The organism is Allobosea sp., from assembly GCF_017308075.1.
Lineage (GTDB): Bacteria > Pseudomonadota > Alphaproteobacteria > Rhizobiales > Beijerinckiaceae > Allobosea.
Map to the genome: position 1 here is coordinate 130,340 of NZ_JAFKFX010000027.1, position 14,175 is coordinate 144,514.

The 14,175-nt window shown below is 68.8% G+C and carries 15 protein-coding genes; 4 read left to right on the top strand and 11 right to left on the bottom strand.

The window, feature by feature from the left end; genetic code table 11:
- Positions 1 to 187: 187 nt before the first annotated feature.
- On the top strand, positions 188 to 1,282 hold the full coding sequence (locus J0J10_RS08735; RefSeq protein WP_291646122.1) for a DMT family transporter: 1,095 nt from the start codon (positions 188 to 190) through the stop codon (positions 1,280 to 1,282).
- Between the two features lie 31 nt (positions 1,283 to 1,313).
- Complete coding sequence (locus tag J0J10_RS08740; protein WP_291635840.1) at positions 1,314 to 2,249, top strand: acetamidase/formamidase family protein; 936 nt, start codon at positions 1,314 to 1,316, stop codon at positions 2,247 to 2,249.
- 54 nt (positions 2,250 to 2,303) lie between these two features.
- Here the strand turns inward: J0J10_RS08740 and J0J10_RS08745 are convergent, their stop codons facing one another.
- The 11 genes from J0J10_RS08745 to J0J10_RS08795 form a co-directional block, all read right to left on the bottom strand.
- A complete protein-coding gene (locus J0J10_RS08745) occupies positions 2,304 to 3,143 on the bottom strand; it encodes an aldo/keto reductase (protein WP_291646123.1) in 840 nt (279 codons plus the stop codon).
- A 120-nt stretch (positions 3,144 to 3,263) separates the two neighbouring features.
- The gene (locus J0J10_RS08750) at positions 3,264 to 3,686 is read right to left on the bottom strand and encodes a hypothetical protein (RefSeq protein WP_291646124.1); all 423 of its coding nucleotides are present in this window, start codon (positions 3,684 to 3,686) and stop codon (positions 3,264 to 3,266) included.
- Positions 3,687 to 3,744: 58 nt separating this feature from the next.
- Positions 3,745 to 5,067: a bifunctional folylpolyglutamate synthase/dihydrofolate synthase gene (locus J0J10_RS08755; protein WP_291646125.1), complete on the bottom strand. Its 1,323-nt coding sequence runs from the start codon at positions 5,065 to 5,067 to the stop codon at positions 3,745 to 3,747.
- Between the two features lie 82 nt (positions 5,068 to 5,149).
- Positions 5,150 to 6,052 carry an acetyl-CoA carboxylase, carboxyltransferase subunit beta gene (gene accD / locus J0J10_RS08760; RefSeq protein ID WP_291635849.1) on the bottom strand — a complete coding sequence of 301 codons (903 nt, stop codon included), beginning with the start codon at positions 6,050 to 6,052 and terminating at the stop codon, positions 5,150 to 5,152.
- Between the two features lie 35 nt (positions 6,053 to 6,087).
- Positions 6,088 to 6,936: a tryptophan synthase subunit alpha gene (trpA, locus tag J0J10_RS08765; protein WP_291646126.1), complete on the bottom strand. Its 849-nt coding sequence runs from the start codon at positions 6,934 to 6,936 to the stop codon at positions 6,088 to 6,090.
- 48 nt (positions 6,937 to 6,984) lie between these two features.
- On the bottom strand, positions 6,985 to 7,926 hold the full coding sequence (locus J0J10_RS08770) for a PLP-dependent cysteine synthase family protein (RefSeq protein WP_291646127.1): 942 nt from the start codon (positions 7,924 to 7,926) through the stop codon (positions 6,985 to 6,987).
- Between the two features lie 159 nt (positions 7,927 to 8,085).
- Positions 8,086 to 8,472 carry a DUF488 domain-containing protein gene (locus tag J0J10_RS08775; protein ID WP_291635855.1) on the bottom strand — a complete coding sequence of 129 codons (387 nt, stop codon included), beginning with the start codon at positions 8,470 to 8,472 and terminating at the stop codon, positions 8,086 to 8,088.
- Complete coding sequence (locus J0J10_RS08780; RefSeq protein ID WP_291646128.1) at positions 8,469 to 9,152, bottom strand: winged helix-turn-helix transcriptional regulator; 684 nt, start codon at positions 9,150 to 9,152, stop codon at positions 8,469 to 8,471. Before J0J10_RS08780 ends, J0J10_RS08775 begins: the two co-directional genes overlap by 4 nt.
- 100 nt (positions 9,153 to 9,252) lie before the next feature.
- A complete protein-coding gene (locus J0J10_RS08785; RefSeq protein ID WP_291646129.1) occupies positions 9,253 to 9,996 on the bottom strand; it encodes an SIMPL domain-containing protein in 744 nt (247 codons plus the stop codon).
- 193 nt (positions 9,997 to 10,189) lie between these two features.
- The gene (trpB, locus tag J0J10_RS08790) at positions 10,190 to 11,437 is read right to left on the bottom strand and encodes a tryptophan synthase subunit beta (RefSeq protein ID WP_291646130.1); all 1,248 of its coding nucleotides are present in this window, start codon (positions 11,435 to 11,437) and stop codon (positions 10,190 to 10,192) included.
- A complete protein-coding gene (locus J0J10_RS08795) occupies positions 11,434 to 12,135 on the bottom strand; it encodes a phosphoribosylanthranilate isomerase (protein ID WP_465247175.1) in 702 nt (233 codons plus the stop codon). Before J0J10_RS08795 ends, trpB begins: the two co-directional genes overlap by 4 nt.
- 185 nt (positions 12,136 to 12,320) lie before the next feature.
- Here J0J10_RS08795 and J0J10_RS08800 point away from each other — a divergent pair, with 185 nt between their 5' ends.
- The gene (locus tag J0J10_RS08800; RefSeq protein WP_291646132.1) at positions 12,321 to 13,619 is read left to right on the top strand and encodes an ABC transporter substrate-binding protein; all 1,299 of its coding nucleotides are present in this window, start codon (positions 12,321 to 12,323) and stop codon (positions 13,617 to 13,619) included.
- Between the two features lie 27 nt (positions 13,620 to 13,646).
- The gene (locus J0J10_RS08805; protein ID WP_291646133.1) at positions 13,647 to 14,021 is read left to right on the top strand and encodes a hypothetical protein; all 375 of its coding nucleotides are present in this window, start codon (positions 13,647 to 13,649) and stop codon (positions 14,019 to 14,021) included.
- Positions 14,022 to 14,175 lie beyond the last annotated feature (154 nt).

Consider the following 14,175-nt stretch of genomic DNA (forward strand, 5'->3'; position numbering starts at 1 on the left):
ACGCCACAATGGCGGCGCAGGCAGCCGCCCAGCCGAATGACGCCCCTGTCCTGAAGGCGGAGCGGCCGGACGCCAGAACAACCCTGCCATGTGCGCAAGCCCCCTGCTCCGAAACCGGCAAATCGGCGAGAGTTCCAGGACGAGACCAATAATAAGCCGCTGGCGCTGAGCCCGGCTCCGGGCTGCCATGAGCGACGACCGTCTTTCGGATCAGGAGGCCCGCGGCAGCGAGAGCGCCGGGATCGGCGAGCCCACGCCGCCAGCATCCGAGGAAGACGGCTGTCCGAGCGGCAGCGCCGCTTCCCCCGACATTCCGCTGTCACCAGATCCCGCCGGCATCACCCCGGCCGGCCCCGGCTGGCTGGCGACACGCCGCTCACGCATCGGCCTATGGTGGCGCGGCGCCAGCCCGAACCTGCGCGGCTCGGTCTATATGATCTCGGCGCTGCTAGTCTATGCGGTGATGGTCGGGCTGTTCAAGCACCTCGGTAGCGCGATCCCGCTGGTCGAGACGCTGATGATCCGCCAGCTGATCATGAGCCTCGTAATCCTCGCCGTCGTCGGCCGGGCGCTGCCTTCGATGCTGCGCACCCGCCATCCCGGCCTGCAGATCTTTCGCGGGGTGGTGACGCTGGCCTCGATGCTCTGCGGCTTCAGCGCGCTGATCCACATCCCGCTGGCGCAGGCGACCTCGATCAGCTTCAGCCAGGTGCTGTTCGTCACCATCGCGGCGGTGCTGGTGCTCAAGGAGAAGGTCGATAGCCGGCGCTGGGCTGCGACGGTCATCGGCTTTATCGGCATCCTGATCATGCTGAACCCCTCGACCGAGGGTCTGAACTTCTGGGCGCTGATGGCGGTCGGCGGTGCGGTATTCGGCGCCTGCATCACTGTCAGCGTGCGCCTGCTCGGAACCTCGGAGCGCACCGAGACCATCCTGATCTATCAGGGGCTGGTATTGATCGTCGCCCTGGCCTGGCCGGCCTGGGCCTATTGGGTCTGGCCGAGCGCCGAGCAATGGCTCGCGCTCGTACTGCTCAGCCTGTTCGGCACCGCCGGGCAATGGCTGATCACCAAGGCCTACCAGGTCGGCGAGGCGGCGGCGCTCGCCCCGCTCGATTTCAGCCGGCTGCTGCTGGCGAGCTTCACCGGCTTCGTCTTCTTCGCCGAGATCCCCTCGCTCTCGACCTTCATCGGCTCGGCCATCGTCATCGGCGCGACGCTGTACACGATCCGCCGCAATGCCCGCAGCCGGGCCGAAGCCGGGCTCGCGCCCCCCGCCTGACAATCGCCCCGCCGCCGAACGAGGCCATGCCATGACCCATCACCAGCTCGATTCCAGCCTCGCCACCTGCCATTGGGGCTATTTCGACGCGAAGCTGAAGCCGGTCCTGGAGATCGAGAGCGGCGACAGCGTCACCATCCGCACCTTGACCGGTGGGCCCGCCCATCTGCCGGAAGGCAATGCGACGATCCCGCCGGAGATTCACGAGATCCATGAAAAGGCCGAGCGCATGGTGCCCGGCCACATCCTCACCGGGCCGATCGCGGTGAAGGGCGCGCGGCCCGGCCAGGTGCTGGAGGTGCAGATCCGGAGCGTGAAGCCGCGCACCGATTTCGGCTACACCATGTTCCGCCCGCTCGGCGGCACGCTGCCGGACGAGTTCGATTACCACGCCTTCCGCTACATCCATCTCGATCGCGAGCGGAACGTCGCGAACCTGCCCTGGGGCATGGAATTGCCACTTGCGCCGTTCTTCGGCGTGATGGGCACGGCGCCGCCGGCGCATTGGGGGCGGGTGACCTCGCTGATCCCGCGCGCCTTCGGCGGCAATATAGACAACAAGGAACTCGTCGCCGGCGCGACGCTCTACCTGCCCGTCTTCGTCGAGGGCGCGCTGTTCTCCTGCGGTGACGGCCATGGCGCGCAGGGCGACGGCGAAGTCTGCATCACCGCGATCGAGACGGCGCTGGAAGGCACTTTCGAATTCCACTTACGCGAGGACCTGTCCTTCGCCATGCCCCGGGCGGAAACCCGGACCCACCACATCACCATGGGCATCGATCCCGATCTCGACATCTGCGCGAAAGACGCGCTGCGCGAGATGATCGGCCTGATCACCGAGCGGACGAAGCTCTCGCGCGAGGAGGCCTATATGCTGTGCAGCCTCGCCGCCGATCTGCGCGTCACCCAGACCGTCAACGGCAACAAGGGCATCCACTGCATGCTGCCGAAGACGCTGGTCGCGTAGCCCCGATCGCGCCCTCCGGTCGCCCGGGACGACGTCGCAATTGCCGAAAGAGTGCTACAGCATCGGCAGCGAGCGCGGCCTGCCACGCGGAAAGGCTGCATCGATCCCGGCGATATCGGCCTCGTCCAGCCGCAGCGACAGCGCCCCGGCATTGTCCTCGGCATGAGCGGCCCTCGCCGCCTTCGGGATTGCGAAGACCTGATCGCGCCGGGTCAGGAAGGCGAGCGCGACCTGGCGCGGGCCCGCGCCATGCTTCGCCGCGATCTGCGCCAGCACCCGCCCCTGCGCCGAGCCGGGCTCGGGAAAATCGTCCTGTCCGAACGGGCTATAGGCGGTGACCGCGACGCCGTTCTTCTCGCACCAGGGGATGACGGCATGCTCGATCGCCCGCTCGCGCAGATGGTAGAGCACCTGATTGCAGGCGATCCTGCCCGGCCCGACCAGTTCCAGCGCCTCATCGAGATCGTCGACGTCGAAATTGCTGACGCCCCAGGAGCGGATCTTGCCCTCCTCGCGCAGCGCCTCGAAGGCGGCGAAGGTCTCTTCCAGCGGGTAGGAGCCGCGCCAGTGCAGCAGGTAGCAATCGAGCCGGTCGGTGCCGAGCCGCTGCAGCGAGCGCTCGCAGGCGGCGCGCGTGCCGGCCCGCGAGGCGTTGTGCGGCAACACCTTGGAGACCAGAAAGACCTCGTCGCGCCGGCCCGAGATCGCCTCGCCGACGATCTCCTCGGAACGCCCATCGCCATACATCTCGGCGGTGTCGATATGCGTCAGCCCGAGATCGAGCCCGCGCCGCAGCGCCGCGACCGCCGCCTTGCGCTCGGAGAGCTCGATGTTCCAGCTGCCCTGGCCGATCACGGAAGCCCGCTTGCCGCCCTGCCCGAAAGCTCTCTCCATAGGCCCGGCTCCCTTCGATCGCCGGGCATCCATCGGACACACTCTGGCGATCTCATTCCTTGTTGAAGCATCGGATTCGCCCGAAAAATGGGTTCCACTTTTCGGCCCGATGCTCTGGGCTCAGCGAACCTCGATCTCGAAGCGGCCATGGCGGACCTCGCCATCGGCATAACGCACCTTGACCTCGAAGCTATCGCGCCCGCGGTAATCCGGCCGCGAGGTGTATTCGAAGGCGAGCGAGTTGCCGACCCGCCCATCGCAATGAGCATAGGGGCCGGGGCCGTAGACCGCCTCGGCCTTGCGCGTCGCCATCCTGACCTTGCCATGCTCGGGGTCACGGGTCAGGACGGCGGTCGGCCGCTTCACCTGCCGGCAACTTTTGTCCATGGTCATGTAGGTCTGCTGCAGGAAGGTCGGCTCGCCGGCGCGCACCCGGTCGACGCCTTCGGCCGTCGGGACCGCCTCGCCGCCGGAGGTCACGCAGCCACCGAACATGCTGCACAGGAGGACGATGCCGAGGGTGGTCAATCCGGCAACTGGCATGGTTCTCCTCGGCGCAGCTGGCAGGCGGAACAGGACGATAGAGCCGTTCGCCCCGGCCTCAAACCGGCGGCGTACCATTGGCCTGGAGCACCTCGCCGGCAAGATAGAGCGAACCGCAGATCAGGATGCGTGGCGGCACCGGCCAGTGGCGCGCGGCGATCTCGCGCAGCGCCTGCTCGACCGAGCCGGAGGCCTCCGCCTTGAGCCCGGCGGCGCGGGCGAGCTCCGCCACCTCCTCGGCCGGGCGGGCGGCGAGCTGGTTCTGCATCGGCACGGCGAAGAGCGCGTGCGCCAGCCCCTTGAAATGGCCGAGCGTGGCGCGGCCATCCTTGGTCGAGAGCAGGCCGGTGATCATCACCAGCGGCGCCGGGTTCTTCTCCTCGAGATCGGCCATGGCCTGGGCGAGCACGCGGCCGCCATCGGGATTATGGCCGCCATCGAGCCAGAGCTCGGCACCGGCGGGCACGAGCTCGGCGAGGCGCCCCCGCGACAGCCTTTGCAACCGCGCCGGCCATTCGGCCTCGGTCATGCCGCGCTCGAAAGCGGCGACCGGCAGGCCGCCATAGCCGGCGGCGCGCAGCGCCGCGATCGCCGTGCCGGCATTGACGTGCTGGTGGCGCCCGGTAAGGCGCGGCAGCGGCAGGTCGAGCAGGCCGTCGCCATCCTCATAGACCAGCCGCCCGCCATCCTCATGGACGTTGAAATCCTGTGCGCCGATCAGGATCTTCGCAGCGCCGGCGCGCTCGGCGGCGGCCTCCAGCACGGCGGTCGGCTCCGGGCCCTGCGGCGCGATCACGGCCGGCGCGCCGCGCTTGAAGATGCCGGCCTTCTCGCCGGCGATCTTGGCGACGGTATCGCCGAGATATTCGGAATGGTCGAGCGAGACCGGGGTGACCACGGTGCAGGCCGGGTGGTCGATGACGTTTGTCGTGTCGTAGCGCCCGCCGAGCCCGACCTCGAGCAGCACGACATCGGCCTTGTGCTCGGAAAACAGCAGCAATGCCGCCGAGGTGGTAATCTCGAAGAAGGTGATGGAATCGCCGGCATTGGCGCGCTCGCAGCGTTCCAGCGCCTCGACCAACACGCCCTCATCGACGAAGCGGCCGCCACCCGGCCGGCCGAGCCTTATGCGCTCATGGAAACGCACCAGATGCGGCGAGGTGTAGACGTGGACGCTGAGGCCGGCGGCCTCGAGGATCGCCCGCATGAAGGCGATGGTCGAGCCCTTGCCATTGGTACCGGCGACATGGATCACCGGCGGCAGCTTCTTCTGGGGATCGCCGAGGCGCTCGAGCAGGCGCAGGATGCGGCCGAGCGAAAGATCGATCAGCTTGGGGTGGAGCGCCAGGAAGCGCGCCAGCAGCAGGTCGGATGTGCTCATGCGGGTCCGGCCCCCCGGCCGGCGAAAGCATCGCGCCGGTGCGGAGCGGCGGCCGGCGATCCCCGATGCGTCGTGCGAGAGTTCAGTTGGCCTCGAGCGGAAGCGGCTCGGCCTCCGCCTCGGCGTTCGCGTCCGGGGCAGGCTGCCGGGTCAGCAGCCGGCCCAGCCGTGCCAGCGTCGCCGGCAGCTCGTGGCGGTGCACGACCATGTCGACCATGCCGTGATCCTTGAGATATTCCGAGCGCTGGAAGCCCTCGGGCAGCTTCTCGCGGATGGTCTGCTCGATCACGCGCGGACCGGCGAAGCCGATCAGCGCACCCGGCTCGGCGATATGGACGTCGCCGAGCATGGCATAGGAGGCGGTGACACCACCGGTGGTCGGGTTGGTCAGGACGACGAAATAGGGCAGGCCGGCCTTGCGCAGGCGCCGGACCGCGACCGTGCTGCGCGGCAGCTGCATCAGCGAGAGGATGCCTTCCTGCATGCGCGCCCCGCCCGAAGCCGCGAACACGACATAGGGCGTCTTCTTCTCGAGCGCGGTCTCGGCGCCCTTGATGAAGGCTTCACCCGCCGCCATGCCGAGCGAGCCGCCCATGAAGTGGAAGTCCTGCACCGCGATGGTCATCGGCAGCCCCTGGACGCGGCCATAGCCGACCTTGAAGGCGTCGCTCGCACCGGTCTTGGCCCGGGCATCCTTGAGCCGGTCGACATAGCGCTTCTCGTCGCGGAACTTGAGCGGGTCGACGGCGGCCTCGGGCAGCGCCACATCGAGCCATTTGCCCTCGTCGAAGGTCAGGCGCAGCCGATCGGGCGCCTTGACGCGCAGATGATGTTCCGAGCCGGGAATGACGAAGCCATTGGCCTCGACATCCTTGTGGAAGACCATCTGCCCGGAATCCGGGCACTTGATCCAGAGGTTCTCCGGGCTCTCGCGCTTGAACAGCGTCTTGATGCGCGGGCGAACGACTTCGGAAATCCAGTTCATCGGACCATCCTCGAATTACGTGAGCTGCTAGCAGCTCAGGCCGCAGCTTTTGCGACCGAACGGACGCCGGCGGCAAGCTCGGCGACCAGCGAGGTGACAGCCGAAACCGTCTTTTCCGTGGCCTTGCCCTCGCCATCGAGCGAAAGCCTGACGCGCTCGACCAGGGCCGAGCCGACGACGACGCCATCGGCGCCGCGCGCGATCGCAGCCGCATCGGCGGCGGTCTTGACGCCGAAGCCGACGGCGACCGGCAGCCTGGTGTGCTGCTTGATCCGGCCGACCGCATCGCCGACCGCGTCGTAATTGGCGATGGTGCCGCCGGTGACGCCGGTCATCGAGACATAATAGACGAAGCCCGAGGTGTTCTGCAGCACGCGCGGCAGGCGCTTGTCGTCGGTGGTCGGCGTCGCCAGGCGGATGAAGCTCAGCCCGGCGGCGAGCGCCGGCAGGCAGAGCTCGGCATCCTCTTCCGGCGGCAGGTCGACGACGATCAGCCCGTCGACGCCGGCAGCGCGCGCATCGGCCAGGAAGCGCTCGACGCCATAGGCCCAGATCGGGTTGTAATAGCCCATCAGCACGATCGGCGTGTCGTTTCCGGCCTTGCGGAAGCCCTCGACCAGCGCCAGCGTCTTCTTCAGCGTCTGGCCGCCCTTGAGCGCGCGCTGCCCGGCGAGCTGGACCGGGATGCCGTCCGCCATCGGGTCGGTGAAGGGCACGCCGAGCTCAATGATGTCGGCGCCTGCCGCGGGCAGGGCGTGCAGGATCGCGTTCGCCGTGTCGAAATCCGGGTCGCCGGCCGTGACGAAAGTCACGAGCGCGGCCCGGCCTTCCTTGGCGCAAGCGGAAAAGCGGTTCTCGATACGGGTCTGGCCAGTCTGTGTCATGCGGCTGCGGTTAGCATGGCCGGGCCCGGCTGGCGAGAGGGCGCAGGCTCAGCCCTGCTCTGCAAGGGCGGTGCGCCAGCTGCCGAAATACTTCAGGCCGGTGTCGCACATCAGGCTGACGATCGTCGCGCCCTCGCCGAGCCGCTCGGCGAGCCGCAACGAGGCGAGCACGTTCGCGCCGGTCGAGAGCCCGGCGAACAGCCCCTCCTCGCGGGCGAGCCGCAGCGCCATCGCCCGCGCTTCCTGCGTCGAGACACGCTCGACCGCATCGGACATGCCCTCCTGCCAGAGCGGCACGACGAAGCCGGCGCCGATGCCGTCGATCTTGTGCGCGCCGGGGGCGCCGCCCGAAAGCACCGGCGATTCCGCCGGCTCGACCGCGACCACCCTGATCCCCATGTCATGGCGTCGCAGCCCTGCCCCGAGGCCGCGCAGCGAGGCGGCGGTACCGACGCTTTGAACGAAACCGTCGATCCTGCCCTCGGCCTGGTTCCAGATCTCGTCCGCCATCGCATCATAGGCGGAAAGCTGATCGCGGTTCTTCATCTGGTCGGTCCAGAAGGCGCCGGTCTCCTCCGCGATCACACCGGCGGCGGCGATCATGTCGCGGGTGAGCTTTTCGGTCATGCCGCCGCCCTCGCTGGCGATGACCGTCAGCTTCGCCCCGAGGATCGCCATGTGGTCGAGCTTTTCACGGGCGAAGGCGTCGGAGGTGACGATGTGGAGGGGGTGACGCTTCACCGCGCAGACCAGAGCGAGCGAAACCCCGGTGCTCCCGCCGGTATATTCGACGACCGCACCGCCCGGCTTCAGCCGCCCGTCGGATTCGGCCGCCTCGATCATGGCGAGCGCCATCCGGTCCTTCATGCTGCCGGTCGGGTTCTCGCTTTCGAGCTTCAGCAGGATGCGCGCGCCATTGGCCGCCACGATCCGGCGCAGCGGGATGAGCGCCGTCTTGCCGATGCGGTCGAGAATGGTCGGCTGGGTCACGTGACGCTCCTTGCATGGGGCATGTTGCATGAGGCATGCCCTTGTCGCCCGAAAGCGCCGCCCCGTCAGGTCCGGAATCCGGACCTCGCAAAGGCGAGCTTCGCGACGCGCGGCGCCTCCGGGTGAGGGCTGCGGGCAAGAGGGCCGTCGATACTGTCTTCAGCCGAGCCTCGCCCCGCGCTCCTCGAGCAGCGCACGCAGCACCGAGCGATGGCAATGCGCCTCGACCTCGCAATAGCAACCGACCGAGAAATCGCTGCCATGCGACAAGGTCGCCAGCAGGTCGAGCGCGTGGCGCGGCGCCGGTTCGGCCATTTCGGCCCTGAAGGCGCGGGTGAAGCCGGCCCAGTCCTTCTCGGTTTCGGCCGACTTGGCCTGCGCCATCAGCTCGGGCGTCGGCGACAGGACCGGGAACCAGACGTCGAACCAGTTCTCGCTGGCATAGCGCTCCTTCGGCACGCCGCGCGGCACGCGCCGGACCGTACCGATGCGCGTGCCTTCTCCGGCAGCGCGCGGCGTTCCCAGCCGAACGATACGGACAGTCATGGGCTCGTCCTTTCGGTGTCCCGCGCCGGGCGGATCCCGGCGAAGGCATAGAGCTGAAACCAATCGGGAAAGGCTGCCGCCAGCGGGCGCGGGCCTGCGATCGACAGGCCGAGCCGCCGGCTCTCCGCGAAGCCGACATCGCCGCGCCACCAGGCGACCAGCGCCGAGAGCGGTCCACGGACGCAGAGCACTTCGGGGAAACCGGGATTCTGGCTGCAGAGCGAGGCCTCGCCCGGCCGCAGCAGCAGGAAGCGCGGCCCATGGCCGGCGATCTCGAAGCGGACGACCAGCGGCTCATGCGGCAGGGTCTCGAAGCGGACCCGCCTTTGCATGTCGACCAGAACGGGCCCCAGGTCGAGATCCTCGCCTTCTGCGTGACGCGGCAGCCAGCGCTGGCCCCAGGCCCCCATCGCCCTGACGAGTTCGGCGAGCTCCAGGCCAGCCTGCGTCAGCACGTATTCTGGGCCCTGCCCGTCATCCCGGCGCGAAAGCGCGCCGGCGAGCACGAGCGCCTGCAGGCGCCCTGCGAGCATGGTCTTCGAAATGCGTGGAATGGCGCGCCGGATCTCGCCGAAGCGGCTGCTGCCGCACAGGATCTCGCGCACCACGAGCAACGTCCAGCGCCCGCCCAGCGCCTCATGGGCGCGCGCCATCGAACAGAACTGGCCATAGCTCGTCATGCGCCGAGCCTAGCATGAAGACGGAACCGAGGCGGTACGGAATGCGGACCGCCCCGGCCAGCGCGCCCGCTATGGGCGGGAAGGCAAAAAGCGTCGAGGATTACTGCTTTTCGATGCGCCAGACCGTGCGCAGCGTCGCGCTCACGGTGATCTCGCCGGGCTCGACCGCCATCGGCGCGCCCCCCGCAGCGGCCATGCGATAGGCCCGCATCTCGCCCATCGGACGGGACGGCGCCTCGGCCTCGGCTTCGACGATCGAGACGAGCTCGCCGACCTTGACGCCGAGCTTCTCGGCATAGAGCGAGGCGCGGGCCCGCGCCGCCTCGGCGGCCTTCTGGCGCGCCGCGTCCTTGGCGGTGTCCTCATCGGCGAGGCCGAACATGATCCCCGACATCTCGTTGGCGCCGGCGGCGGCGAGCGCATCGATCAGCGGACCGGCCTTGGTGATGTCACGCACGATGACGGTGAGCCCGGTGCGGGCCTCGTAGCCGTCGATCTTCGGCGCGCGCGGCTGCGGCGAGGAGGAAGCGGAAGGCTGGGTCATGCGGGGAATCAGCATGACCTGCGAGGTCCTGACGTCGCCGCCGGCGATGCCGGCCGCCTTCACCGCTTCGACCAGCTTCGCCAGCGCCGGGGTGTTCTTCGCCAGCGCCTCGGCGGCGGTCTTGCCTTCGCTGACGATGCCGGCCTGGATCGTGGCGAGATCCGGCTTCACCCTGACCTCCCCCTCGGTGCGGATGACGATGCCTTCCGCCGGTGCAAGCGGGCCGGGGCTCTGAGCCTGAACGGGAGCGGCGAGCGCCGCGAGCGCGGCGATGAGCAGGGCCTTCTTGGTCTTAGACATGATCGTCCTTCGCTGGCATGGTCCGCAGAAACGGTGCCGCTTCTGCGCCCCGACCATGCGCAAGCCAATGGGGCAGCATCAGGACGGTGCAAGGCATTTCCACGCTTCTCCGAAGCGCGAAATGCTCTAGCTTTTTGTTTTATCGCATTTTCTTCACGCGAACCGGTGTCCACTTCGCTCGAAAATGCTCAGGTCACCGCGCCGCCAGAATCTCCGCCACCTGCGGGATATCCTTGTCGCCACGGCCGGAGAGATTGACCACCATCAGATGGTCCTGCGGCTTTTGCGGCGCGAGCTCGGCGACCTTGGCGAGGGCATGCGCCGATTCCAGCGCCGGGATGATGCCCTCAAGCTTGGAGATCAGCTGGAAGGCTGCGAGCGCCTCCTCGTCCGTCGCCGAGAGATAGGTGGCGCGGCCGACATCATGCAGCCAGGAATGCTCCGGGCCGATGCCGGGATAGTCGAGCCCGGCCGAGATCGAATGGGCGTCGTTGATCTGCCCGTCCTCGTTCATCAGCAGATAGGTGCGGTTGCCGTGCAGCACGCCGGGGCGCCCGCCGGTGAGCGAGGCCGCATGCAGGCCGGAAGCGATGCCGTGGCCGGCCGCCTCGACGCCATAGATCTCGACGCTCTTATCGTCGAGGAATGGATGGAACAGGCCCATCGCATTCGAGCCGCCGCCGATGCAGGCGACGAGCGAATCCGGCAGACGGCCTTCCAGCTCCTGCATCTGCTCGCGTGTCTCCTTGCCGATGATCGACTGGAAGTCGCGCACCATCGCGGGATAGGGATGCGGGCCGGCGACGGTGCCGATGCAGTAGAACGTCGTCGCGACATTGGTCACCCAGTCGCGCAGCGCCTCGTTCATCGCGTCCTTGAGCGTCTTGGTGCCGGATTCGACCGGCACGACGGTGGCGCCCAGCATCTGCATGCGGAAGACGTTCGGCGCCTGCCGGGCGACATCGACCGCGCCCATATAGACGATGCATTCGAGACCGTAGCGGGCGCAGAGCGTCGCGGTGGCGACGCCGTGCTGGCCGGCGCCGGTCTCGGCGATGATGCGCTTCTTGCCCATGCGCCGGGCCAGCAGGATCTGGCCGAGGACGTTGTTCACCTTGTGGGAGCCGGTGTGGTTCAGCTCCTCGCGCTTCAGATAGATCTTGGCGCCGCCCGACAGGCCGGAGGCCGTCGCCACACCACGAAAGTGCTCGGTGAGGCGCTCGGCGAAATAGAGCGGCGAGGGGCGACCGACATAGTGCTTCAGCCCGTCGGCGGTCTCGGCATGATAGGCCGGATCGGCCTTGGCGGCGATGTAGGCGGCCTCCAGCTCGAGGATCAGCGGCATCAGCGTCTCGGCGACGAAGCGGCCGCCGAACTGGCCGAAGCGGCCGTTCTCGTCCGGGCCGTTCCGGAAGCTGTTGCGTGCGTGCGGCGCGTTCATGCCTGGCCTGCCTTCTTCAAGATATCGTCGCTCAGTGCCTTGGCCGCCCTGCGGGCGGCCCTGACGAATTCCGCGATCCGGTCGACGTCCTTGACGCCCGGCGCGCTTTCGACCCCGGAGGAGACGTCGACGCCGGACGGCCTCGCGATGCGGATCGCCTCCGCGACATTCGCCGGATCGAGCCCGCCCGATAGCATGAAGCGGAAAGCCGGGTCGAGGCCGGCGAGCAGCGTCCAGTCGAAGGGCCGGCCATGGCCGCCGGGATAGGCCGCGTCCTTGGGCGGCTTGGCGTCGAGCAGGATCATGTCGGCGCTGTCGGCATAGGCCGCGATCCGGTCGAGATCCGCCGCGCCGGCGATGCCCAGCGCCTTCAACGCGGGCAGCCCGGTCGCGGCCTTGATCGCCCTCACGGCTTCCGGCGTCTCGCTGCCGTGGAGCTGCAGCCAGTCGGGCCGCACGAGCTGCGCGAGCTCGATCGCCCTGGCGGGCTCGAGATCGACCGTCAGCGCCACGATCTCGGCCTTGCCGCGGGCCTGCCCCGCGAGCCGCGAGGCCTGGTCCGGCATCACGAAGCGCGGGCTTCGCGGATGGAAGACGAGGCCGATCATATCGGCGCCCGCGGCGAGCGCAGCCTCGAGCGTCTCAGGCGTGGAGAGCCCGCAGATCTTGATCGGGAAGCTGGGTTCGGGGCGCATCATCGGGGCGCTGTAGCACGATTGCACATACTCCCGCATCCTTGCCGTTGCTGTCGCCGGCCGAGACTTGCGAACTCTTCTTGCAGACTCTTGTCGCAGGCGCTTGCCGTCACGCGCCCGCCGCCGCACTTGTGACATGATGCCGGTCGAGAGCGATCGGCACGAAGCGGGGCGAAAGCGGGCGAGGCATGGGGCGGCGCGGATTTGCGGTTCTGGCGGGGCTGCTGCTGACGGCCGGGCTCGTGGCGCTCGGGGTCTACCTCTGGAGCCAGCCGAAGACGCTGAAGCTCGCCGTCGGGCCGCTCGGCTCCGACGATGCGCGCATGGCCGCGGCCTTCGTCCAGGGCCTCAGCCGCGAGAAGAAGCCGATCCGCCTGCGCCTCGTCCTGACCGAAGGCTCGGCCGAGAGCGCCCGGAAGATCGATGCCGGCGAGGTCGACCTCGCCATCGTACGGCCCGACATCGCCCTGCCGGCCAAGGCCGACACCGCCCTGATCACGCGCCGCTCCTTCCCTTTCTTCATCACCGCCAAGGAACTCGCGATCGACCGCGTCGCCGGCCTGCGCGGCAAGCGCATCGGCGTGATCCGCAATCCCGCCGAGAATATCGACCTCCTGAAGCTGGTGCTGTCGCAATATGGCGTCCAGCCCGAAGAGGTCGAGATTGTCGGGTTGGCCCGCGACATGGTGATCGGCGCCGCCCGCGAGGGGCGGATCGACGCCTTCTTCGCCGTCGGCGCGATCAGCGCCCGCACGGCCAACGACGCCGCCCAGCGCCTGCGCGCCGCCTTCGGGGATGAACCCGGCATCATCCCGATCCGCGAAGCCGACGCGCTCGCGGCCCGCAACCGGGCGGTCGAGGCCGGCGAGATCGTCCGCGGCGCGCTCGGCGGCGATCCGCCGCTGCCGGCGGAAAACCTGCCGACGATCTCGATCACTTCGCGCCTGATGGCGGCGCAGTCGCTCGACGACAGCCGCGTCGCCGATCTGGTCAGCGCGATCCTGTCGCTGCGGGTCGCGCTCGCCGGCGAGTTGCCGGCGATCCAGGGGCTCGAAACCCCGGCGACCGACAAGGACGCGCCGCTCGCGGTCCATAGTGGCGCCGCCGCCTTCATCGATGGCGAGCAGGAGACCTTCTTCGAGCTCTATGGCGACTGGTTCTATCTCGGCGTCATGGCGCTCTCGTTGCTCGGCTCCGGCGCCGCCGGCCTGCTCGGCGTCGAGAGCGCGGCACGCCGCAAGCGAGCCATGGCCGGGCTCGGCGAGATGGTCGAGCTGCTCGGCGCGATCCGCGTCGCCCCCAACGAGGCGGCCCTCGCCCGGCTCGAGCGTCAGGCCGATGCGGTGCTCGCCGAAGTGCTGGCGAGCTATTCGCGGGGCGACATCGACGCCGGCGGCGTCAGCGCCTACCGGCTCGCCATGGACCAGCTCGGCCGGGCCGTCGCCGAGCGCAGGCTGGCCCATGGCGAGCCGCCATCGGCCAGTTGAGTCCTCCCCCGACAGGAAAGCGCCACCATGCCCCCAATTCTCTCCCGGCGCGCCGGGCTCGCCCTGGCGCTTTCGCTGCCGCTCGCCCTGCCCGTCACCGGCGGGTCGTGGCCCGGCACCGCAGCCGCGCAGGCCCAGATGCGCAGCGGCGAGAACTGGCCGGCGGTGAAATGCGAGCGCTATCGCAAGGCCTATGACGAGGCGATCCGCCGCTTCGGCAGCAAGGGGCTCGGCCCGAACTTCCTCGTCCGCCACGATGCCTTCATAGAATCCGGCTGCCAGACGCCGCCCGATGTCTGCCCGCGCAGCGCCGAGGAGCTCAACCTCGCCAACATCATGGTGATGGCCGGGATGAATGCCGGCCTGTCCAGCACCTTCATGCCCTTCGCCTGCCGGAAATGAGCCGGCAACCCGCAGGGTGCGTGGCGGGACTTCGCGGCTTGCCGGTTGCCCAAACGGCGCCAAGCGTCTATGTGCAGCGCAACTAACCCCATTGTCCATTCACGCTCAGGCTGCGCCGGCCGGGAAATCCCAGTCGGCTCGCGGTCGTCAACCG